Source organism: Massilia sp. FBCC-B171, assembly GCF_059134155.1.
The window spans coordinates 1,969,511-1,992,202 of sequence record NZ_CP101443.1 but is presented as its reverse complement, the minus strand read 5'-3'; the positions used below and the strand labels follow the sequence as shown (position 1 = coordinate 1,992,202).

20 protein-coding genes are annotated in these 22,692 nt (G+C 66.2%); 13 read left to right on the top strand and 7 right to left on the bottom strand.

What is annotated here, in order from left to right:
- The first annotated feature begins 110 nt into the window (after positions 1-110).
- Positions 111-1,472, top strand: coding sequence for a diguanylate cyclase (locus NMB41_RS09030; protein ID WP_494382131.1), 1,362 nt, complete (start codon positions 111-113; stop codon positions 1,470-1,472).
- Here NMB41_RS09030 and NMB41_RS09025 read toward each other — a convergent pair.
- The 3 genes from NMB41_RS09025 to NMB41_RS09015 are packed head-to-tail and all read right to left on the bottom strand — an operon-like array spanning position 1,469 to position 6,224.
- On the bottom strand, positions 1,469-3,034 hold the full coding sequence (locus NMB41_RS09025; RefSeq protein WP_494382130.1) for an FGGY-family carbohydrate kinase: 1,566 nt from the start codon (positions 3,032-3,034) through the stop codon (positions 1,469-1,471). The genes NMB41_RS09030 and NMB41_RS09025 overlap by 4 nt on opposite strands.
- Positions 3,031-4,623: a glycerol-3-phosphate dehydrogenase/oxidase gene (locus tag NMB41_RS09020; protein ID WP_494382129.1), complete on the bottom strand. Its 1,593-nt coding sequence runs from the start codon at positions 4,621-4,623 to the stop codon at positions 3,031-3,033. Before NMB41_RS09020 ends, NMB41_RS09025 begins: the two co-directional genes overlap by 4 nt.
- On the bottom strand, positions 4,620-6,224 hold the full coding sequence (locus NMB41_RS09015; protein ID WP_494382128.1) for an FAD-binding oxidoreductase: 1,605 nt from the start codon (positions 6,222-6,224) through the stop codon (positions 4,620-4,622). The genes NMB41_RS09020 and NMB41_RS09015 overlap by 4 nt, the downstream gene beginning before the upstream one ends.
- Before the next feature lie 75 nt (positions 6,225-6,299).
- On the opposite strand from NMB41_RS09015, the gene NMB41_RS09010 reads away from it, so the two are divergent.
- From NMB41_RS09010 to NMB41_RS08995, 4 genes are all read left to right on the top strand, one after another.
- Positions 6,300-7,352 carry an AraC family transcriptional regulator gene (locus NMB41_RS09010; RefSeq protein ID WP_494382127.1) on the top strand — a complete coding sequence of 351 codons (1,053 nt, stop codon included), beginning with the start codon at positions 6,300-6,302 and terminating at the stop codon, positions 7,350-7,352.
- A gap of 77 nt (positions 7,353-7,429) precedes the next feature.
- Positions 7,430-8,668 (top strand): succinyldiaminopimelate transaminase, encoded by a 1,239-nt coding sequence (gene dapC / locus NMB41_RS09005; protein WP_494382126.1) that lies wholly within the window; start codon positions 7,430-7,432, stop codon positions 8,666-8,668.
- 15 nt (positions 8,669-8,683) lie between these two features.
- Complete coding sequence (dapD, locus tag NMB41_RS09000; RefSeq protein WP_494382125.1) at positions 8,684-9,523, top strand: 2,3,4,5-tetrahydropyridine-2,6-dicarboxylate N-succinyltransferase; 840 nt, start codon at positions 8,684-8,686, stop codon at positions 9,521-9,523.
- Between the two features lie 167 nt (positions 9,524-9,690).
- Positions 9,691-10,830, top strand: coding sequence for a PilT/PilU family type 4a pilus ATPase (locus NMB41_RS08995; protein WP_494382124.1), 1,140 nt, complete (start codon positions 9,691-9,693; stop codon positions 10,828-10,830).
- On the opposite strand, the gene NMB41_RS08990 is transcribed toward NMB41_RS08995, so the two are convergent.
- Positions 10,820-11,146, bottom strand: coding sequence for a hypothetical protein (locus NMB41_RS08990; RefSeq protein WP_494382123.1), 327 nt, complete (start codon positions 11,144-11,146; stop codon positions 10,820-10,822). The genes NMB41_RS08995 and NMB41_RS08990 overlap by 11 nt on opposite strands.
- A 187-nt stretch (positions 11,147-11,333) precedes the next feature.
- Here NMB41_RS08990 and NMB41_RS08985 point away from each other — a divergent pair, with 187 nt between their 5' ends.
- The 4 genes from NMB41_RS08985 to NMB41_RS08970 are packed head-to-tail and all read left to right on the top strand — an operon-like array spanning position 11,334 to position 15,780.
- Complete coding sequence (locus NMB41_RS08985) at positions 11,334-11,690, top strand: ArsC family reductase (protein WP_494382122.1); 357 nt, start codon at positions 11,334-11,336, stop codon at positions 11,688-11,690.
- Positions 11,687-12,826, top strand: a complete 1,140-nt coding sequence (gene dapE / locus NMB41_RS08980) for a succinyl-diaminopimelate desuccinylase (RefSeq protein ID WP_494382121.1) — start codon at positions 11,687-11,689, stop codon at positions 12,824-12,826. The genes NMB41_RS08985 and dapE overlap by 4 nt, the downstream gene beginning before the upstream one ends.
- Positions 12,827-12,860: 34 nt before the next feature.
- Positions 12,861-13,751 (top strand): 50S ribosomal protein L3 N(5)-glutamine methyltransferase, encoded by an 891-nt coding sequence (gene prmB / locus NMB41_RS08975; protein WP_494382120.1) that lies wholly within the window; start codon positions 12,861-12,863, stop codon positions 13,749-13,751.
- 31 nt (positions 13,752-13,782) lie between these two features.
- Positions 13,783-15,780 (top strand): ATP-binding cassette domain-containing protein, encoded by a 1,998-nt coding sequence (locus NMB41_RS08970; RefSeq protein ID WP_494382119.1) that lies wholly within the window; start codon positions 13,783-13,785, stop codon positions 15,778-15,780.
- Between the two features lie 131 nt (positions 15,781-15,911).
- On the opposite strand, the gene NMB41_RS08965 is transcribed toward NMB41_RS08970, so the two are convergent.
- The 3 genes from NMB41_RS08965 to NMB41_RS08955 all read right to left on the bottom strand — a co-directional run bounded on the left by NMB41_RS08965 (position 15,912) and on the right by NMB41_RS08955 (position 18,998).
- Positions 15,912-16,388, bottom strand: coding sequence for a chemotaxis protein CheW (locus tag NMB41_RS08965; protein WP_494382118.1), 477 nt, complete (start codon positions 16,386-16,388; stop codon positions 15,912-15,914).
- A 94-nt stretch (positions 16,389-16,482) separates the two neighbouring features.
- Complete coding sequence (locus NMB41_RS08960; RefSeq protein ID WP_494382117.1) at positions 16,483-18,372, bottom strand: flagellar assembly protein A; 1,890 nt, start codon at positions 18,370-18,372, stop codon at positions 16,483-16,485.
- A gap of 209 nt (positions 18,373-18,581) precedes the next feature.
- Positions 18,582-18,998, bottom strand: a complete 417-nt coding sequence (locus NMB41_RS08955) for a hypothetical protein (protein WP_494382116.1) — start codon at positions 18,996-18,998, stop codon at positions 18,582-18,584.
- Positions 18,999-19,191: 193 nt separating this feature from the next.
- Between NMB41_RS08955 and ompR the strand changes: the two genes are divergently transcribed.
- From ompR to NMB41_RS08935, 4 genes are read left to right on the top strand one after another with little or no spacing between them, the layout of a single operon-like run.
- Positions 19,192-19,953, top strand: a complete 762-nt coding sequence (gene ompR, locus NMB41_RS08950; RefSeq protein ID WP_494382115.1) for an osmolarity response regulator transcription factor OmpR — start codon at positions 19,192-19,194, stop codon at positions 19,951-19,953.
- 36 nt (positions 19,954-19,989) lie between these two features.
- Positions 19,990-21,324: a sensor histidine kinase gene (locus NMB41_RS08945; RefSeq protein WP_494382114.1), complete on the top strand. Its 1,335-nt coding sequence runs from the start codon at positions 19,990-19,992 to the stop codon at positions 21,322-21,324.
- Positions 21,325-21,344: 20 nt separating this feature from the next.
- Entirely contained in the window at positions 21,345-22,310 is a 966-nt protein-coding gene (locus NMB41_RS08940) for a threo-3-hydroxy-L-aspartate ammonia-lyase (RefSeq protein WP_494382113.1), read from the top strand.
- Positions 22,310-22,681 carry a RidA family protein gene (locus NMB41_RS08935; RefSeq protein WP_494382112.1) on the top strand — a complete coding sequence of 124 codons (372 nt, stop codon included), beginning with the start codon at positions 22,310-22,312 and terminating at the stop codon, positions 22,679-22,681. Before NMB41_RS08940 ends, NMB41_RS08935 begins: the two co-directional genes overlap by 1 nt.
- Positions 22,682-22,692: the final 11 nt, after the last annotated feature.

Below are 22,692 nucleotides of genomic sequence, written 5' to 3'. Positions count from 1 at the left end.
GTGGCATTGCAACAATAAAAACTAGTCTTTAAACAACAAGTTTCCCGCTAGCATGGACATCGGGGTATGATTTTGAACGAGATCAAACCCGTCAACTGCGACGAATTGCAATGTCCACTCAAGCCTCCGCACCTGCCGCAACGACGCGCCAGGCCGCCATCCTGATCGTTGACGACGCTCCCGCCCAACTCGGCGCCATGCGTTCCATGATGCTGCAGCAGGGCTACCAGACCTTCGTGGCCAACAGCGGCGAGCGTGCCCTGGTCATTGCCCAGCGCGCCCAGCCGGACCTGATCCTGCTCGACATCGTCCTGCCCGGCATGGACGGCATGGAAGTGTGCCGCCGCCTGAAGGCGCACCCAGCGACGAGCCATATCCCCGTCATGTTCATCAGTTCCAGGAACGAGACCGACGACATCGTCGCTGCCTTCGACATCGGTGCGTCCGACTACGTCGCGAAGCCCCTGCGCCTGGCCGAAGTCTGCGCCCGGGTGCGCGCCCAGCTGCAATTGCGCCGCACCAGCATGTCGCAGCAACAGCAGGCCGAGCGTTTGCGCCTGATCGTCGACAGCATGGACGAGGGCCTGATGGTGATCGAACCGAACGGCCGCATCCAGTACACCAATCCCGCCTGCGACCGCTACCTCGGCTATGCCAGCGGAGAACTGGCCGGCGCCGCCCTCGACGACCTGCTGGCGCCTTCGGTGGCGCAGGAATACCTCGCGATGTTTGGCGAAAGCATGAAGGTGAGCGGTGTGGGCGGCGTGGCGGCGGGCGCGCGCGAAGTGCTGATCCGCCAGCGCGACGGCACCCTGCGCGCGATGGACTTCACCCTGACCCCGCTGGGCGCCGAGCAGCCGCTCTTTGTCGCCCTGCTGCACGACATCACCCACCACAAGCAGTCGGAAAACGCGCTGCAGCGCGCCGCCCTGATCGACCCGCTCACGAAAATAGCCAACCGGCGCCATTTCGACACCTTCCTGGAGAAGGAATGGCAGCGCGCGATCCGCTCGAGCCAGCCCTTGTCGCTCATCGTGCTCGACGTCGACCACTTCAAGGGCTATAACGACAGCCTGGGTCACGCCGCCGGCGACACCTGCCTGCAGCAAGTGGCGATGGCGCTGCAGTCGCATGCGCTGCGCGCGACCGACCTGGCCGCGCGCTACGGCGGCGAAGAATTCGTACTGCTGTTCGGCGAGACCGGCTTCGAGGCAGCCTGCGTGCTGGCCGAGGCGATCCGCGCCCACATCGAGTCGCTCAACATCCCGAATCCCCGCTCCGCCACGTCGCACTGGGTCACCGCCAGCCTGGGCGTGGCCACGATCGTGCCGACCCAGCTCGACGACATCAAGGAATTTTTCGTGCAGGCCGACCGTGCCATGTACGCGGTCAAGGAGGCCGGGCGCAACGCGGTGCGCGCGGTCAGAACCGGCGCTACCTTCGAGACCATCGACGCCGCACTACAACGCTAGCACTGCTTCGGGTAGCCCGTAATGTCGGCAATCTCGCGGTACAGCGGCTGCAGCTGGCGGTACATCCTGCGGTACACCTGCTTATAGAGCTTGTCGTAGATCGCCCGGTTGGCCTCGATCGGCTCGAACACGCGCCCCACCCGCGTCATCGCCTTCACGGCGCTGGCGAAATCCGGATACAGCTTCAAGCCCACGGCGGCGTCGATGGCCGCGCCCAGGCCCGAGGTTTCGTAGACGTGCGGGCGCGCGGTCGGCAAGCCAAAAATGTCGGCCGTGAGCTGCATCGCCGCGTCGCTCTGCGAACCGCCGCCGGACACCCGCAGCTCGGTGATGCGCACGCCGCTCCTTTTTTCGATGCGTTCCTTCCCGTCCCGCAGCGCATAGGCCAGGCCTTCGAGGATGGCCCGGTAGACGTGGGCGCGCGTGTGCACGTCGCCGAAACCGATGATCGCACCCTTCGCCTCGCGCCCCGGCACCCGGATGCCGGGCGTCCAGTAGGGCTGGAGCATCAGGCCCATCGATCCCGGCGGGACCGATTCGGCCAGCTGGTCGAAGAGCTGCTCGGGGGCCAGGTCGCCGGCCAGCGCCCTTAGCTGCTCGTGATGGCCGAACTGCTCCTTGAACCAGTTGACCATCCAGTAGCCGCGAAAGACCTGCACTTCGGTGCTGTAGGCGCCGGGCACGGCGGACGGGTACGGCGGCACGAAGGGCGTCACCTCGACATAGCGGCGGCTGGTCGTGTTGATGGTCGCCGTGGTGCCGTAGCTGAGGCAGCCGACCTGCGGCTCGAGGCAGCCGGCGCCCAGCACTTCGCAGGCCTTGTCGGCGGCGGCGGCGAACAGGGGCGTCCCAAGCGGGATCCCGGTCTGTGCGGCGGCATCCGCGTCGATCGTGCCCAGCTGCGTGCCGGGCGGCTGCAGTTCGGGCAGCATGCGCGCTTCGACCGCCAGCGCCTGCCACTTCCAGTCGCGTTTCGAGGCCCACTGGTGGCGCTTGTAGTCGAAGGGCAGATAGGCCACTTGCGAGCCGCTCGAATCGACGAAGCTGCCGCACAGGCGCCAGTTGAGGTAGCCCGAGAGCAGCAGGAACTTGTCGGTGGCTTCCCACACCTCCGGCTGGTGGGCGCGAATCCAGTTGATCTCGGCTTCGCCGCGGAAGAAATCGATGGTGTTGTTCACCCGCGCCAGCCTGAAGGCGGTGCGCCAGAAGGCGCTGATCGGCGGGACCGACTCGGTGCGTCGCTGGTCGAGCCAGGTGATGGCCGGACGCAGAGGCCGGCCGGCGCGGTCCAGGTTCACCACCGTGCCGCGCTGGGTCGTCACCGCAACCGCCTGCACGGCGCTGGGCTCCACGCCGGGTTGGTCCCACAGGCTCTGGCAGGCACGGCAGACGGCTTGCCAGTAGCCTTCCGGCTCGTGCTCGGCCCAGCCGGGGTGGGTCGAGAAATAGGCTTGCAGCGGCACCTGGCATTTGGCCACGATGTTCCCCTGCAGGTCGAACAGCAGCGCGCGCACGCTCTGGGTGCCGTTGTCGATGGCGAGGATGAGCGGTTCGGTCTTCATGCGGATGCCTGCTCTGCCGCGGGCAGGCTGTAGTGGGTTTGCCAGAGCCGGGCATAGGCGCGAGCCTCCTCTTCCCAGCGCGCGTCAGGCCAGTTCAGTTCCGGCTGGCAGATCGCGCGGATGCGCGCCAGGTGTTCCTCTCCGCCACCGCGCAGCAGCAGGCCGATGCGGGTGCGGCGCAGCAGCAGGTCGTCCAGCTGCGCCACCGCTTCGGCGCGCGCGGCCCAGCGCAGCTCGGCCCACAGGGTCTCGGTGCCGGGAATGGTTTCCAGCTCGGTGACGCCGGCCGCGTCCAGCAGGGCTTGCGCCTGCTCTCCATAGCGCCCGGCCAGGCGGCGCAGGACCGGCGCCGGCAGGCGCTGCGCCGCGCGCGGCAGCGGCACGGGGTCGAAAATGCGGCATGGCGCCAGCGCATCGCTCCAGCCGGGCAGCTGCTTCTGCGCCTCGCGCAGGGTCGCGAGCGCAATCGCGCGGAAGGTCGTCAGCTTGCCGCCGGTGACGCTGACCAGGCCCTTTGCCGCGACGATCGCGTGTTCGCGTCCCGCCTTCGAGGGCGTGCCATCGGCGCCGCTGTCGACCACGGGCCGCACGCCGGCATAGGTCGCAATCACGTCGCGCTCACTCAAACCCAGTTGCGGGAACTGCGCCTGCAGGGCCGCCACCAGGTAATCGAGTTCTGCGCGCGTGATCGCCGCTTCCTTCACCAGGCCCTCCTTGTGGTCGACGTCCGTCGTGCCGACCAGGGTCGCCCCTTCCCAGGGAAAGGCGAACACGGGCCGGCCGTCGACGGGGTGCATCAGGCTGACCGCCTGCGCCAGCGGCAGGCGCCAGGCCGGCAGGACCAGGTGGCTGCCGCGCAGCGGGCGCAGGCGCAGGCTGCTGGCGCCGAGCATGCCGCTCCAGGCGCCGCAGGCGTCGATGACGAGCCTGGCCCTGACTTCATGCTGTTCGCCGGCGGCGCTGTCGCGCAGGCAGGCGCCCACCACCTGCTCGCCTTCGCGCCGCAGGGCCTGCACGCTCAGGTAGTTGACGGCAACGCCGCCGTGACGGCGCGCTTCGGCGAGCGTGCGCAGGACCAGGCGCGCGTCGTCGGTCTTGGCATCGGTGTAGACGATCCCGCCCGCCAGGTTCGGCCCCGCCGCATTCGGCGCGCGCAGCGCGAATTCGTCGGCAGCCAGCCAGTGCGCTTCGCGCCGTCCGGCGAACAGGTCGTAGAGCGCGAGACCTGCGAGCATGGTGCGCCGTTTGCGCTTGCTCGTACCGAAATCGGCGAAGGCAAAGCCCTGCGGCTCGACCAGCCCGGGCGCGTCGCGCAGCAGCGCTTCGCGTTCGTGCACCGCTTCGCGCGTCAGCCCGATGTGTCCCTGCGCCAGGTAGCGCAGGCCGCCGTGGACCAGCTTCGAGGAGCGGCTCGAGGTGCCCCAGGCGAAGTCGCGCTGCTCGACCAGCAGCGCCGACAAACCCCGGCGCGATGCTTCGAGCAGGATGCCGGCGCCGGTGATGCCGCCGCCGACGATCAACAGGTCCCACTCGCGCGCGCATAGGTCCGGCAGCGCAGCGCGCCAGCCCTGCGGCCAGAGCGCCTTCATGATTGAACCAGCGGCAGCACCAACTTGCCCGGATTCATGCGCCCGTCCGGATCGAAGCGCGCAAACAGCGCGCGCATCGCGTCCAGCCCGAGCTCGCCTTTTTCCGCTGCCAGCCAGGGCGCGTGGTCGGCGCCGACGCCATGCTGGTGGCTGATCGTGCCGCCGCCGGCGACGATGGCGTCGGATACGGCAGTTTTCAGGCTGCGCCAGCGCGCGAGATCGGTGTCGTAGTCGCCCGCCAGGCGATACACGAAGGTCGAATACACGCTGGCGCCCTGCGGGTACAGGTGCGACAAATGGGTGTAGGCGTGCACCCGTTCGCCGTGCTCGCCCAAGGCGCGCGTGGCGGCCGCTTCGATCGCCTGCATGGCGCCCGTGACGCCTGGCCAGTCGACGGCCGTTTCCACCGTGTCGATGGCATAGCCGTGGCGCCAGGCGGTATTGCGCATGTAGACGTTGCGAAAGCGCTTCGCGCGCCAGCGCTCGCCCAGCCCCTGCCCCATATGCACGCCGTCCTGGCTGCGGCAGATGGCGAAGGCATCGGCCAGGGCGGCGCGCGCCTGCCGCTTCGCGCCCGTGGCGCCGACCAGCAGCATGCACTTGCCTTCGCCGCAGCCGCGCAGAAGCAGCCATTTCTCCAGCCAGCCGACCAGGCGCTTGTGGCCGGCCAGCGCCAGCATCGTTTGCGTTTCCATGGCATTGGACAGGCGCAGCATCGACAGCGGCAGGCGCGCCTGGGACAGCGTGCGCACGGCCTGGACGGCGCATTCCCAGTCGGGAAAGAAGACGGCATGGAAGGCTTCGTAATCGGGCAGCTTCGTCACGCGCACCGTCGCTTCCGTCAGGATGCCGAGCCGCCCTTCCGAGCCGAGCACCATTTCGCGCAGGTCGATGCCGGCGGCGGACGCTGGGAAAGTCGGGATGGCGAGCGTGCCGGCGGGCGTTTCGACCTGCCCGCCCGCGAACATCGCCTCGATGCGTCCATAGCGCAGCGATTGCTGGCCGGAGGAGCGCGTCACCACCCAGCCGCCCAGGGTCGAGTATTCGAAGGATTGCGGGAAGTGGCCGAGGGTGTAGCCGTGGGCGCGCAACTGGGCTTCCAGGTCGGGGCCGGTGACGCCGGCGCCAAATGTGGCCAATTGCGCTTCGCGGTCGAGCGCCGTCATGGCGCGCAGGCGCGTCATGTCGATGCACAGCGTCGGCGGCCCATCGGCCACGCTCAGGTGGCCGGCGACGCTGGTGCCGCCGCCGTAGGGAATCACCGAGGCGCCGTTCGCGGCCGCGTAGGCCAGCAGCGCGCGCACCTGGGCGGCGCTTTCCGGATATGCCACGCCATCGGGCACGGGGCCGAGGCGGCCGTGGCGCAGGCGCAGCCAGTCGGGCAGGCTCTGGCCGAGTGCATGCAGGGCGCGTACGGAAGGCGCGGTATCGACCAGCGGATGCGGCGCGAGGCGGCTCGGCGCGATTGCAGCACAGGCCTGGTCGAAGCTTGCATCGGCCGGCGCCTGTCCTGCGCCGATGCGCGCTTCCAGGAAGGCCAATGCATCGTCATTGAGTGCCACATCGATCGTGTCGTCGCCCCAGCCATTCCACCGTCTCATGCGCTTTTCCCCTTATACTTATTATCAAATTTCATGCCAGAGTAAGCGGAAACCGCCGCGGCGTCTTGCTCCTTTATGACACAGCCTTGCTCGATTGCGCCAGCCGGCGTTTCGGCCCCGCCCCGGGTCACCGGCTCCTACCTGCAGCCCCTGCTTGACGCCGCCGGCGCGCGCGGCGTGACGACTGACGCCTTGACGCGCGCCGCCGGTTTGCCTGATGGGCTACTAACGCCGCTCCCCGACTCCTTGCCCGCTTGCGACTACCTGCGCCTGCTCGACGCCGGCGCGGCGTTGGCGCAGGACGAGCACTTCGGCCTGCACGTGGGCGAATGCGTCAAGCTCGGCACCTACAGCGTCTACGGCCTGGTGCTGCTGGCCTGCCGCGACTTCGGCCAGGCCTTCGAGCAGACCATGCGCTACGAGGCGCTGGCGCACGACCTCGGGCGCTCGCAGCTCACGCTCGGCGCCACCCACGCGCAGTACGAATGGATCAGCCACTATCCGCATGCGAGCCGCCACCTGGCCGACAGCGTCTTCGCCGGCATCCAGACCTTCGGCCACTGGCTCGCCGGAGGCCGCCTGCCGCCGGCCGCGCTGGCCTTCACCCATGCCGGCAGCACGGACACCAGCGAGTACGTGCGCGTGTTCGGCGTCCTGCCGCGCTTCGATGCGCCGGCCAACAGCGCGCACTTCCCGGCCAGCCTGCTCGCGCTGCCGCTGCCGAATGCCGACATCACGCTCTATCCGGTACTGCAGCAGCATGCCGAACGCGTGCTCAGCCAGCGCGAAGCGACAGCGCCCGCCATCGTGGCCCAGGTGCGCGCGGCCATCATCCGCAACCTGGCGCACGACCGGGTGCGCCTGAACACGATCGCGGCCGAGCTGGCCCTGTCGCCGCGCACCCTGCAGCGCAAGCTGGCCGACGCCGGGGCCAGCTTCCAGCAGGTGCTCGACGGCGCCCGCCACGCGCTGGCGCTCGACTACCTGCGCCAGGGCAGCCTGTCGCTGCAGGAAATCGCCTTCCTGCTCGGCTACCAGGAGCAGAGCGCGTTTACGCATGCGTTCAAGGAATGGTCGGGCGCGAATCCCGGCGCCTGGCGCGAGCGCGCCGCACGCGGCCCGGCCTGAGGCAGGCGGCCGCGCGGCGGCGCCATTTATCGGCTTATAATGGTCGCTTTCGCATCGCGCCCAACCAGACCGCCGCCGTGAATCCAAACCTCGACAAACTCCATCCCTATCCTTTCGAAAAGCTGCGCGAACTGTTCGCCGGCGTGACCCCGAATGCCGCGCTGGCGCCGATCAGCCTCGGCATCGGCGAACCGAAGCATCCGACGCCGCTCTTCATCGAAAAGGCCCTGACCCATGCGGTGGCCGGCCTGTCGAATTACCCGAGCACGGTCGGCGCCGAGCCGCTGCGCGCGGCCATCGCCGGCTGGATCGAACGCCGCTATGGCTTGACCGGTATCGACCCTGCCACGATGGTGCTGCCGGTGAACGGTTCGCGCGAAGCGCTGTTCGCGATCGCCCACGCCACCATCGACGCCAGCCGGCCGGATCCGCTGGTGCTGTGCCCGAATCCCTTCTACCAGATCTACGAAGGCGCGGCCTACCTCGCCGGCGCCACGCCGTATTTCGTGAACTCCGACCCTGCGCGCAACTTCGCGCCCGACTACAGCGCCGTGCCGGAGGCCGTCTGGGCGCGCGTGCAGCTGCTCTACGTCTGCTCGCCGGGGAACCCGACCGGCGCCGTGCTCACGCTGGACGACTGGCGCGAGCTGTTCGCGCTCTCCGACCGCCACGGCTTCGTGATCGCGGCCGACGAATGCTATTCCGAGATTTATACCGGCGCCGCGCCGCCGCTGGGCGCGCTGGAAGCGGCGCACCAGCTGGGCCGCAGCAGCGGTGCCCATCCTTATGCCAACCTGGTCGTGTTCTCGAGCCTGTCGAAGCGCTCGAACGTGCCGGGCATGCGTTCCGGGTTTGTCGCGGGCGACCCCGCCGTGCTCAAGAAATTCCTGCTGTATCGCACCTACTGCGGCGGCGCGATGTCGCCGGTGGTGCAGACCGCCTCGATCGCAGCCTGGAACGACGAGACCCACGTGCAGGACAACCGCACCCTGTACAAGGAAAAATTCAAGCTCATCACGCCGCTGCTGCGCGAGGTGATGGACGTCGAGCTGCCCGATGCCGGCTTCTACCTGTGGGCCGACGTACGCAGGACAGGCCTGTCGGACACCGACTTCGCAGGCCGCCTCTACGCCGAATATAATGTGACGGTACTGCCAGGATCCTATCTCGCGCGCGATGCGCACGGGACCAATCCGGGCCGCAACCGCATCCGCATGGCACTGGTGGCCGGCGTCGACGAAGGCCTGGAGGCCGCCAATCGCATCGTCCAGTTCTGCCAGTCGCTCGGCACCAAGTCACCGAATACCGCTTCCTGAAACGAGACCACAACCATGACCCAACAACTCCAGAACATCATCGACACCGCCTGGGAACAGCGCGCTGACTTCAGTCCTTCGAATGCGCCCGCCGAATTGCGCGAGGCCGTCGCCCACGTGCTGGCCGGCCTGGACGCCGGCACCCTGCGCGTGGCGCAGAAAGAAGGCGCCGAGTGGACCGTGAACCAGTGGATCAAGAAGGCCGTGCTGCTGTCGTTCCGCCTCGAAAATAATACCCCAATGGGCTCGGCGGCGGGCCTCGGCGGCAGCCTGCAGTTCTACGACAAGGTGCCGACCAAGTTCGCCGACTACACGGCCGAAGACTTCGCCAAAGGCGGTTTCCGCGTGGTGCCACCGGCGGTCGCCCGCCGCGGCTCCTTCATCGGCAAGAACGTGGTGCTGATGCCGTCCTACGTCAACATCGGCGCCTATGTCGATGAAGGCACGATGGTCGACACCTGGGCCACCGTCGGCTCCTGCGCCCAGATCGGCAAGAACGTCCACCTGTCGGGCGGCGTCGGCATCGGCGGCGTGTTGGAGCCAATGCAGGCCAATCCGACCATCATCGAAGACAACTGCTTCATCGGCGCGCGTTCGGAGATCGTCGAAGGCGTGATCGTCGAGGAAAACTCGGTGATCTCGATGGGCGTGTATATCGGCCAGTCGACCAAGATCTACAACCGCGAAACCGGTGAAGTGACGTATGGCCGCATTCCTTCGGGTTCGGTGGTCGTGTCGGGCAGCCTGCCTTCGGCGGACGGCAAGTACAGCCTGTACTGTGCAGTGATCGTCAAGCGGGTCGATGCGAAGACGCGTGCGAAGACGGGCATCAACGAGCTGCTGCGCGGGATTTAATTTTTCGCGGCTTGGCTTCAGCTGGTTGAACGCGTGGGCAAGGAACTTGCCCACCCTACGTCCCTGCTCAGCCTGTATCGTAAATTGCATACCCGTAGGGTGGGCGGGTCTCCCGCCCACGCGTTCAACTATCATACGAATACCGCACCACCCGGGAGACACCGCCAATGGCCATGGACCGCCTGTTCCAGCTCATGAAAGAAAAAAACGCGTCGGACATGTTCTTCGCGGTCAATTCTCCCGTCCACATCAAGATCAACGGGAACCTCATCCCGATCAACCAGCACAAGCTCGACCGCGACAACATCGACTCCCTGCTCTCGGAAATCACCTCCCCCGAACAGCGCGATGAACTGAACCGCACCAACGAACTGAACATGGGCATCTCCGTGCCCAACCTGGGGCGCTTCCGCCTGTCCGCCTTCCGCCAGCGCGGCAGCGTCTCGGCCGTGTTCCGCTTCGTGCCGGCGACCATTCCGCCGCTGGGCGAACTCGGCCTGCCGCCGGTACTGTCCGAACTGATCATGGACAAGCGCGGCCTGCTGCTGATCGTCGGCGCCACCGGCTCCGGTAAATCGACCACGATCGCTTCGATGCTGGACTACCGCAACGAGCAGCGCACCGGCCACATCCTGACGCTGGAAGACCCGATCGAATACCTGTTCAAGAACAAAAAATCGATCGTCAACCAGCGCGAGATCGGCAGCGACGCGCTCGACTTCGCCCAGGCCTTGCGCAACAGCCTGCGCCAGGCGCCCGACGTGATCCTGATCGGCGAAATCCGTGACCAGGCCACCATGGGCGCGGCGCTGGCCTATGCCCAGTCCGGCCACCTGGTCGTGGCGACCCTGCACGCGAACAACAGCTACAACGCCCTGAACCGCATCATCGGCTTCTACCCGGTCGAGAACCGCCCCGCCCTGCTGCAGGACCTGGCCTCGGCCACGCGCGCGATCGTCTCGCAGCGCCTGGTGAAATCGGCCGCCGGCGGCACGCGCCAGCCTGCGGTGGAAGTGATGCTCAATACCCGCTACGTCGCCGACCTGATCGAAAAGGGTGAACTCAGCGGCATCAAGGAAGCGATGGACAAGAGCCTCTCTCCCGGCTCGCAGTCCTTCGAGTATGCCTTGCTGGCGCTGGTGCAGGCAGGCCTCGTCACGCAGGAAGAAGCGCTGGCCAACGCGGACTCGGCGACCAATCTGCTCTGGCTGCTCAATAACGGGCCGGCCCAGGGCGCCGAGGACGCGTCGAACAAGAACGACGAGCCCCCGGAAGCCTCGTTCACCGAGTTCACCCTCAATACCTAGGCTGGCGCAAGCGCTGCACCTCCACCTCGGTCGAGAACGCGTAGGGCTCGAAGCGCAGGTGCAGGGACTGGTCCTGGGTGACGAATTCGAGCGGCCCCACCCCGGTCAGCCGCATCGGCTCGGTGTCGTTCAGCTGCGCCCAGGTGCGGTGTCCCCGCCGCTCCACGCGCAGCGTGTCGCCATCGGAGAGCGGATAGGTCCCATAGAGCTCGGCCATTTCATGGGGCGCGTGGTAATACTCCCGCGTGGCGCAGCCGGATGCGGCCAGCAAGACGAGCGCGGCCAGCGCACCCGGTACGATCCGCAAAGCGTTCATGATGTCCTCCTGTCTGGGAGGGCCGCCCAGCGCGGCCCTTATCACTAAGACAGGATGAATGCCCAGCAGTTCGATTTGGAACGGCCGTGTGCGACATCTGTTGGCGCGATGGGCTTATGCTATCCTCTCGCCCTCCCCGACCCACCGCGCTTCCGGCAAGCCCCCTTGCTCAGCACTATTTACGCCCATGAATAAGACGCTCTACGGTATTCCCAACTGCGACACCGTCAAGAAGGCCCGCACCTGGCTGCTTGAGAACGGACACGACTTCAGCTTCCACGATTTCAAAAAGCAGGGCCTGGACCGCGAGACGGCCGCGCGCTGGCTCGAGACAATCGACTGGGAAGTGCTGGTCAACCGCAAGGGCACGACCTGGCGCAACCTGCCGGACGAGCGCAAGGCGGCGGTCGTGGACAAAGCCTCGGCGCTGGAGCTGATGCTGGAAACGACCTCGGTGATCAAGCGTCCCGTGCTGGAAGGCGACGGCGCGCTGGCGGTGGGTTTCAGCCCCGACAACTACGCGCGCCTGATGGGGGCGGCATGATCAAGACCTCGCGCACCCAGGAACTGGCCGCCGAACTGATCGCGCTCGATTCCATCACGCCGCAGGACAAGGGCTGCCAGCGGCGCCTGGCCGAATTGCTCGCGCCCCTCGGTTTCGTGTGCGAGACCATCGAGTCGAATGGCGTGACCAACCTGTGGGCGCGCAAGGGAACCGAATCTCCGGTATTCGTCTTCGCCGGCCACACCGACGTGGTGCCGACCGGCCCTGTGCACCAGTGGACCTCCGAGCCCTTCGCGCCGACCGTGCGCGACGGTAAGCTGTATGGGCGCGGCGCAGCCGACATGAAGACCTCGATCGCGGCGATGGTAGTCGCCTGCGAAGAGTTCGTGGCAAGCCACCCCGACCACACCGGTTCGATTGCCTTTCTCATCACGAGCGACGAAGAAGGCCCGGCGACCGACGGCACCGTGGTCGTCTGCGAGCTGCTGGAAGAGCGCGGCGTCAAGCTCGACTACTGCCTGGTGGGCGAGCCCACGTCAAGCCACATCCTGGGCGACATGATCAAGAACGGACGGCGCGGTTCGCTCTCGGGCCACCTCGTCATCAAGGGCATCCAGGGCCACATCGCCTACCCGCACCTGGCGCGCAATCCGATTCACCAGGCCGCGCCCGCGCTGGCGGAGCTGGCGCTTGAGGTCTGGGACGAGGGCAACGAATACTATGCGCCCACCTCCTGGCAGGTGTCGAACATCCATGCCGGCGCCGGCGCCAACAACGTCATTCCCGGCCAGATGACGCTGGAGTTCAACTTCCGCTTTTCGACCGCGAGCACGGCCGAGGGGCTGGAAGCGCGCGTGCATGCCATCCTCGACCATCACGGCCTCGAGTACGAACTGGAGTGGACGCTGTCCGGCCTGCCCTTCCTCACGCCCAAAGGCACGCTGTCGGACGCTGTCTGCAGCGCGATCAAGCAGGAAACGGGCGTGGCGGCCGAATTGTCGACCACCGGCGGGACCTCGGATGGGCGCTTCATCGCCCGCATCTGCCCTCAGGTGATAGAATTCGGCCCACCAAACGCCAGCATTCATAAAATCGACGAACACGTCGAGCTGCGCTTCATCGATCCACTGAAGAACATCTACCGCCGCACGCTGGAAAACCTGCTGGCCGCTTGAACCGATCCAGACACCCAGACCGCGAGAAACCGCCATGACCACTACACCTTTCAGCACCCCGCGCGACCTGCTGCGCTATGCCGTTACCCGCTTCAATGCGGCCAAGCTGTTCTTCGGCCACGGCAGCGCCGAAGCCTTCGACGAAGCGGCCTACCTGGTCCTGCATACCCTGAAGCTGCCGCTCGACCGGCTCGATCCTTTCCTGGATGCGAAGCTGCTGCCGGAAGAAGTGCTGCAAGTGCTGTCGGTCATCGAGCGCCGCACCGTCGAGCGTATTCCGGCTGCCTACATCACGAACGAAGCCTGGCTCGGCACCTATGCCTTCTATGTCGACGAGCGCGTGCTGGTGCCCCGCTCCTTCATCGCCGAATTGATTCCGAACTTCTTCAGCCCGTGGGTGACCAATCCGTATGAAGTCGAAAACGTGCTCGAGCTGTGCACGGGATCCGGGTGCCTGGCGATCATGATGGCCGACGTCTACCAGAACGCGGTGGTCGACGCAGTGGACATCTCGAAGGATGCGCTGGCTGTCGCCGAACGCAATATCCGCGACTACAAACTGGAAGGGCGCGTCAATCCGATCGAGTCCGACCTGTACGAGAACGTCCCGTTCAAGAAGTACGACCTGATCGTCACCAATCCGCCGTATGTGAACGCCGATTCGATGGCGAAGCTGCCGCCGGAATACCTGCGCGAGCCGCAAATCGCCCTGCACGGCGGCGAGGATGGCATGGACCTGGTGCGCAAGATCGTCGCCGGCGCCGCCGAGCGCCTGACGCCGGAAGGCATCCTGGTCGTCGAAATCGGCAACGAGGCCGAGTACGCGGAAGCTGCTTTCGGCCACCTGGGCCTGACCTGGCTTACCACGAGCGCCGGCGACGAGGCGGTGTTCCTGCTCACCGCCGAGCAACTGCAAAACGCATAATCAACAAGATTTATAAAGTAAAGACGCACGAATGATCCGCTTCCTGAACGTCAGCCTGATGCGCGGCATAAAGCCGCTGCTGGAAAACGCCGACCTGACCCTGAACCCCGGCGACAAGATCGGCCTCATCGGCGCGAACGGCGCCGGCAAATCCAGCCTGTTTGCCATGCTCCGCAATGAATTGCATGCAGACCAGGGCGAGATCGACTTCCCCGCCAAATGGCGCATGGCTTACGTGGCGCAGGAGACGCCGGCGCTCGACCGCCCTGCCCTCGAATACGCGATCGACGGCGACGTCACGCTGCGCCGCCTGCAGGCCGAACTCGACGTGCTGGAAGCGGCCGAACACACGGAAGAAAACGGCATCGCGATGGGCAACGTCCACGGCGCGCTAATGGATGCCGACGCCTACACGGTGCAGTCGCGCGGCGAACAGCTGCTGCTGGGCCTGGGCTTCACGCTCGACCAGATGCAGCAGCCGGTGGCAAGCTTCTCGGGCGGTTGGCGCATGCGCCTGAACCTGGCGCAGGCGCTGATGTGTCCTTCCGACCTGCTGCTGCTCGATGAACCGACGAACCACTTAGATTTAGATGCGATCATCTGGCTGGAAGACTGGCTCAAGCGCTATCCGGGCACCCTGGTCATCATCTCCCACGATCGCGACTTCCTGGACGAGATCGTCAACGTCGTCGTGCACATCGACGAGCGCAAACTGAAACGCTATTCGGGCAACTACTCGTCCTTCGAGCGCCAGCGCGCCGCCGCCATGATTTTGGCCGCCAGCGCGATGGAAAAGCAGCAGCGCGCGCGTGCCCACCTCGAGTCCTTCATCGACCGCTTCAAGGCGAAGGCCAGTAAGGCGCGCCAGGCCCAGAGCCGCATGAAGCAGCTGGCCAAGATGGAAGAACTGGCGCCGCTGCGCGCCGCCGCCGAATTCTCCTTCGAATTCCGCGAGCCGCTGGCAGCGCCAAATCCGCTGCTGGTAATGGACAAGGTCGACGCCGGCTACCCGCTGCTGGACGGCCATGGCGACAAGGTCGGCGCCAAGACCATCGTCAACGACATCACCTTCTCGCTGACGATCGGCCAGCGGATCGGCCTGCTGGGCGTGAACGGCGCCGGCAAATCGACGCTGATCAAGACGATTGCCGGCGAACTGGCGCCCCTGACCGGCGAATCGACGCTGGGCAAGGGCCTGTCGATCGGTTATTTCGCCCAGCACCAGGTCGAGATGCTGCGCCACGACGAGTCGCCCCTGTGGCACCTCGCGAAGATCGCGCCGACCGTGCGCGAGCAGGAACTGCGTAACTTCCTGGGCGGCTTCAACTTCCCGGGCACAATGGTCACCAGCCCGATCCGTCCCTTCTCGGGCGGCGAAAAGGCGCGCCTGGCGCTGGCCCTGATCGTCTGGCAGCGTCCGAACCTGCTGCTGCTCGATGAACCGACCAACCACCTGGATCTGGAAACGCGCGAGGCGCTGACGATGGCGCTGGCGCAGTTCGAAGGCACGCTGGTTGTCGTCTCCCACGATCGCCACCTGCTGCGCGCCACGACCGACGAATTCATCATCGTCGCCAATGGCCGCCTGCAGCCTTTCGACGGCGACCTGGACGACTACAAGGACTGGCTGTTCAAGACCAAGCTTGGCAAGGGCACCGACCTGCTGCCGCTGCCGAAAGCAGCTGCCGCCGCAGCCCCGGTCGCCGCGCCCGTGGTAGCCGCGCCTCCGGTGCCGCCGGCCGAGCGCAAGGAACAGAAGCGCCTCGGCGCCGAAGAACGCCAGCGCGTCGCGGCCCTGAAGAAGCCTCTGGAGAACCGCCTCAAGCGGGTCGACGAGCAGATGGCCAAGCTCAATGCGAAGAAGGCCGACATCGACGCGCGTTTGCTCGATCCGACGATCTACGACGCCGACAAGAAGGATACCCTCAAGACCCTGGTCGCGGACCAGGCCTTCTGCGTGCGCGACCTGGCGACGCTGGAGAATGAGTGGCTGGAGTTGCAGGAGCAGATCGAAGGGCTGGCCGCGTAAGGCCGATTTGACGCTGTCGGTTCCAGCGGCCGATGATGCCCCGCGACGAATCGTACGTGCGTTGAACGCGTGGGCGGGAGACCCGCCCACCCTACCTCCCTGCGATGAGGGTCGCGGGACAATCAAGACAGTTACGCCACCTGGCGCGTGCTCGTTTTTTTATCGATCGACATCAGGCGGTCGATATCCACCAGGATCAGCCTGCGGCCCTCGGTCACGCCGAGCCCGATCAGGTAGTCGATCGCCCCGCCGTCCGCCCCCGGAATCGGCGAGATCTGTTCAGGCGTCAGGCCCACCACGTCGGTGACGCCATCGACCACCATCCCCATCACGCAGGTCGACAGTTTAAGGATGATGACGTCCGTGGTGGGCGTGGTGGCGACCGGGTGGCCTACGATGCCGCCGCGCATGTCGACGATGGGCATGATGACGCCGCGCGAGACGGCCACGCCCTGGACGATGGCGCCGTCGGACGAGAAGCGTTCGAGCGACTTGAGGATGCGCAGCTCCTGCACCTTGCTGAAATCGAGCCCGTATTCGAGGCCGCCGAGCTTGAAGCTGAGGAAGCGATGCGCTGGCGGGCAGAAAGCCGTTGTGTCCTTGTGCATGATGGGTCCTTTCGGTAACAGCCACCATGCTAGGCTTTTGCCCTCCTGCACTCGTTGAGTGCAGTCAATATTTCCTTACACCATTATTACTGGATCAGGCGGGTGGCGCGATGGCGCTGCCCTGGAAGGCATAGCTGCCGCTGGCGGCCGCATGCAGCCTGGTGCCGCCGTTGCCGCGCAGGTTGGCCTTGATTTCGCGCGCGGCCAGGTCGTAGAAGCAGGGGCCGTCCGGGTCGAAGGGGAGCAGGCGTATTTGCGTGTCGCCCTTGATCTGGCGCAGCGTCAGTTCGGTGCCGGCGGCGCGCTCGCTGCGCTGGGCGCTGAAACGGTCCAACATGGCCTGCCCTTCTGCCCTTTCCTTCTCGGCCGCCTTGCGCGCGTTCGACAGCTCGCCGATGCGCGTGAGGTCGGCGGAAACGGCCTGCCCCATCAGCTTGAATTGCGTTCCCTGGGCCGGCGTCAGGACCATTTCTCCGCTGCGCACGCGCCCGGCGACGTCGAGGTATTTGCGCACGGCAGGTTGGGCGCATAAATAGGCCTGCTCGGTCTTGTGGCCGTTGATGGCGGCGTCGAACTGGGCCAGGCGCGCGCCGATCTGCACCAGCACCTCGTCGATCCGTCCGCAGTCGGCCGCCAGCGCGTACACCAGCATCTCGCTGTCGTGCCAGGGCGCGCTGCTGTCGATCGTGATGCGGCGCGCGGCGACCGCGCAGCCTTCGGCGCTGCCGATCGAGACCTCGTCGGCGATGATCTCGCAATTAAGTGCCTGCTCGATGCGCACGCGTGTGCCGGAGATAACGCTGTTCTCGGCGCGCTGCAGCGTCACGGTGCCGGACGTGGCCTGCACGATGGCGTTGGCCGTCACGCCGTCGACCTGGACGTCGCCCAGCTTGTTGTGGACGCTGCCGCCGACCAGGTTGGCGCGCAGGCGCACCATGCCGCCGCGCGAGAGGATCTCGCCGTACACGTTGCCGTGCACGGTGATGCCGTTGCCTTCGACGACCCGCTTTTCCTGCACCTCGCCGAATTCCTCGTAGTCGCCGGTCAGATGCAGGTTGCCGGTGGTCCGGGCGCTGACGCCGTCGCGGCTGACGATCTTGTTGCCGACGGCGATCTGGTGGGTCTTCGGGTCGACGTTCAGGAAGCCTGCGCGCGCGGCCAGCAGGTATTCGCCGCCGGCGCTTTTCTCGACGCTGGTGCCTTCACCGGCAAAGCGCAAAAAATCGAGGTCGGCCGGCGCGGCGGGCTCGATGCGGATGCCCGACAGCTCGAAGCCCGGCTGGCCAACCTTGCTCGGCAGTTTTTGCAGCAGTTTGGTGCCGCCCTGCACCTGCGGAAAGCGGTTCTGGAAGGACATCAGGTCGAGCTTGCCGTTCGACAGCTGGCGCGGCGCGTCGCTGCGGTGGATGTCGTCCGATACCTCCACGACCGTGGCATCGATGCCGGCTACCGGCTCGAGCCGGCGCGCCACCACGCTGCGGCCGATGCTCGGATTGGCGATCCCCGCCTGCACGCTGGCCAGGTCGATCCCGAAACGGATGCCCTTGATCCACATGTCGGCCACGAATTCGTCGAGGTCGAGGCGCGTCGGGATATCTCCCTCGCCGTTTGGCCCCGGAAGGTAGACCGGCTCGAAGCAGTATTCGGCCTCGCCGCCGGTGATGCGTACCGAGCGGTAGAGGCTGCGGCGCTGGACGTTGAAGGGAACGATGTCGCGCGCCAGGCGCACCAGCGGCTGGCCGTCGGGGCCATGCGGCAGGGCCGGGCCGCTGCCGTAGATGGCTTTGATCAGGACTGGATAGTCGATGCCGGCAAGGATGCTGCCTGAGCGCAGGATGCTGTCGATGGCGGCCAGCACGGTGGTGCCGAGCACGGCCGGATCCGCATAGATGCCGTCCGGCCGGCGCTGGATGCAATGCTCGGGGCCGGTCGAATCGAAACGGGCGCCTGGCGCGGCAGGTAGGGCAACAGCAGGTTCGGACACGTTCACACTCCAGGGTATGGACTGGACCCTTATCAAAACGCAAGGATCGCACCGTATCAGCCTACCATGTTGTTTCACATAAATAAATGACAATTGACAATAATAGCCGCGGATCGTCACTAAAAATGACGACGATCAAGGCAAGCTTGTCACTTCAGACATTAAAAAAGCCGGGACCAGCCTGGCTTTGTGTCCAATGCGTCAGCGCTCTAGCGCCGCTGCGCGTTTGGATAGATGTCGGCGCCCGCCTCGTTGATCTGGCGGCGCAGGTCGCGCCGTTCGTCAGGCGTCAGGCGCCCGCCGCGGCGGCCTTCGCGATTTCCCTCGCCTTGCACCTGGGTGGCCTGGCGCCGCTGTTCCTCGTAGGCACGCTGCTGCTCGCGCTGTTGATCGTAATAACGCTGCTGCTCGCGCGGCTGTTCGATCTGCGGGGGCGGCAGGCGGTCGGCACGGGCGGACGGTGGCGGCGTCAGTTGGGCATCGTCGCGGCGGCCATGGTATTGTGCGTGGGCCGCGCCAACGCCGGCACAGGCGAGCAGGCACACCGCCACACCACGGCGCGCCAGGCGGGCGAGCCGGCCCTGGGCCTGGGCTGCTGCATTGGTATTGTCGAGCGCGTTTGTCATGGTGTTCCTCTTCCGTGGTGCGGGATAAACGGATAAGCTGTGTTTCATTGGTTCCCAGTGTATGGGGAAGTGCTCGGGGGTATAAGGCTAATTGGGTAAAGTTTGTAACACAATGTAATGACTTGTCTGTAATGCTGAATGCAAAGCGAAGAGAAGTTACCATAGCGATATGAATCTGACAAACTAACGGCATATGAATTCTGCTTCCAACGCAACTAACACCACCGCCAACGCCACGCACAGCGCCAAGATCATGGTCGTCGACGACGACGTGCGCCTGCGCGACCTGCTGCGCCGCTACCTCACCGAACAGGGCTTCCAGGTCGTCACGGCAGAAAGCGCGCCGGCCATGAACAAGCTGTGGCTGCGCGAGCGCTACGACCTGCTGGTGCTCGACCTGATGCTGCCCGGCGAAGACGGCCTGTCGATCTGCCGCCGTTTGCGCGGCGCCGGCGACCAGACCCCGATCATCATGCTCACGGCCAAAGGCGAAGACGTCGACCGCATCGTCGGCCTCGAGATGGGCGCCGACGACTACCTGCCGAAACCCTTCAATCCGCGCGAACTGGTGGCCCGTATCGGCGCCGTCCTGCGCCGCAAGGGTCCGGACGAAATCCCGGGCGCGCCGTCGGAGACGCCGCAGTCCTTCGAATTCGGCCAGTTCGTGCTCGACCTCGGCACGCGCACGCTCAAGAAGAATGGCGAGACCGTGCCCCTGACGACCGGCGAATTCTCGGTGCTGAAGGTGTTCGCCCGCCATGCGCGCCAGCCGCTGTCCCGCGAAAAGCTGATGGAACTGGCCCGCGGCCGCGAATACGAGGTCTTCGACCGCTCGCTCGACGTCCAGATTTCGCGCCTGCGCAAACTGATCGAACCCGATCCGTCGAGCCCGCTCTACATCCAGACCGTCTGGGGTCTCGGCTACGTCTTCATCCCTGAAGGGCAGCCGCGCTAAGTGCTTGCTTCGTTTTCACCGCGCAAGTCAAGGCGCATGGGCTGGGTCAAGAGCGGCCTGTTCTGGCGCACCTTCTTCCTGCTCTCGCTGCTCACGACCCTGTCGATGGGTTCCTGGATCGGCATGCTCAACGTGTTCCAGCGTGGCCCCCAGGTGCAGCAAACGGCCGAACTGGTGGTCTCGGTGGTCACGCTCACCAAAGCGGCGCTGACCCACTCGGCGCCCGAACTGCGGCGCGAACTGATGTTCGAACTGGTGTCGAACGAAGGCGTGCGCATCTTCGCGCTCGAAGACTCCGACCAGGTCGACCCGCCCCCGGCCAACCCCCTGATGCCGGAAATCGCCGCCGCCGTGCGCGAAAAGCTCGGCCCCCAGACCCGCTTTTCCAGCCGCGTGAACGGCATGGCAGGCTTCTGGATCAGTTTTAACATCGAGGACGACCAGTACTGGCTGATGCTCGAACGCGAGCGCATCGCGGGCCTGACGCGCGTCCAGTGGCTGGGCTGGGCCGGCGTGGTGGGCGTGCTGTCGCTGCTGGGTGCGGCCTTCATCTCGAGCCTGATCAACCGGCCGCTCGCGCGCCTGACCGCGGCGGCGCGTGCCATCGCCAAAGGCGAGCGTCCGACGCCCTTGCCCGAGAAGGGCTCGAAAGAGATCATCGTCGCGAACCGCAGCTTCAACCAGATGGTCGAAGACCTGGCCCAGGTCGAAAAAGACCGCGCCGTGATCCTGGCCGGCATCTCGCACGACCTGCGCACGCCATTGGCGCGCATGCAGCTCGAACTCGAGATGGCCAGCCTGTCGACCGACGCACGCGAAGGCATGCAGTCGGACATCGCGCAGATGGATGCGATCATCGGCCAGTTCCTCGACTACGCCAAGCCGACCGAGACGTCGAGCTTCGTGCCGGTCGAGATTTCGCACCTGTTGGCCGACTGTGCCCAGCACGCGCGGCGCCTGCCCGGCATGCGTGTGTCGACCCATCTCGAGGAAGACGTGCAGGTCCTCGGCAACGAGATCGACCTGCGCCGCGTGATCAACAACATCGTCGAAAACGCGCGCCGCTATGCGCGCACGCCCGGCCAGGACTACACCGAGCTCGATTTCGCCTGCCACGTGCGCAGCACGCCCCAGGGCCGGCGCGCCGTCGTCGAGATCGCCGACCATGGTCCCGGCGTGCCGGACGACCAGATCAACCAGCTCCTGAAACCCTTCACGCGCCTGGACACGGCGCGCGGCCAGGCCAATGGCGCGGGCCTGGGCCTGGCGATCGTCGAGCGCGTCGTCACGCGTCACAACGCCGAACTCGCGGTGCGCAACCGCGAAGGCGGCGGGCTGCTGGTGCAGCTGGCGCTCCCCCTGGCAAGCTAATACTTTTCTACCCGACCACCATGAACGATTCCGCACTTCTCTCCTACAGCGACGTCGAACTGGCAGCCAGCCGCCTTGAAGGCGCCGCCCACCGCACGCCGGTGCTCACTTCCACGACCGCCAACGCGCGCACCGGCGCCGCGCTGTTTTTCAAATGCGAGAACTACCAGCGCATGGGCGCCTTCAAGTTCCGCGGCGCCTTCAATGCGATCGCACGTTTCACCGATGCCCAGCGCGCGGCCGGCGTGCTGACCTTCTCCTCGGGGAACCACGCCCAGGCCATCGCCCTGTCGGCGCGCCTGGCCGGTATTCGCGCCACCATCATCATGCCGCAGGACGCCCCTGCCCTGAAGGTGCAGGCGACGAAGGAATACGGCGGCGAAGTGCTGTTCTACGACCGCTACACGGAGAACCGCGAAGCGATCGCAAGCCGGCTGGCCAATGAACGCGGCATGACCCTGATTCCGCCCTACGACCATCCCGACGTCATCTGCGGCCAGGGCACGGCGGCCAAGGAGCTGTTCGAGGAAGTCGGCCCGCTCGACCTGCTCCTGGTGCCGCTCGGCGGCGGCGGTTTGCTGGCCGGCTGCGCGCTGGCGGCCAGCGGCCTGGCACCAAGCTGCAAGGTGATCGGCGTCGAGCCGGAAGCCGGCAACGACGGCCAGCAATCCCTGCGGCGCGGCGAGATCGTCCACATCGGCGTGCCGAAAACGATCGCCGACGGCGCCATGGTGACCCATGTGGGCGAGCATAATTTCGAGGTGATCAAGCGCCGCGTCGACGACATCGTCACGGTCAGCGACGCGCAGCTGGTCGAGACCATGAAATTCTTCGCCGAACGCATGAAGATGGTGGTCGAGCCGACCGGCTGCCTCGGTGCGGCGGCGGCCCTGTGCGGCGTGGTGCCGGTCGCCGGCAAGCGCGTCGGCATATTGATCAGCGGCGGCAACGTCGACTTGTCGCGCTTCGCCGAACTGGTCGCCTGATGGAGCTGATCCAGTCCGATGAGCTGCCCGCGCCTGGCGGGCATTATTCGCAGGCGGTGGCGGCGGGCGGCCTGGTTTTCGTGTCCGGCATCCTGCCGGCACGGGGCAGCGTCGCGCCGGACGCGTCCTTCGAAGACCAGTGCGCATCGGTTTTCGACCAATGCGAGAAGGTCTTGCGCGCGTCGGGATGCAGTTTCAATGACGTCGTGCAGTGTACGGTCTACCTGGCCGGCGTCGAACACTGGCCGGCCTTCAACGACCTCTACGCGCGCACGTTCGGCGCGCACAAACCGGCGCGCGCCGTGGTGCCGGTACCCGCCCTGCATTTCGGTTTCCTGGTCGAGATCCAGCTGGTCGCCCAGCGTCCCTGAGGCGTTCGCGC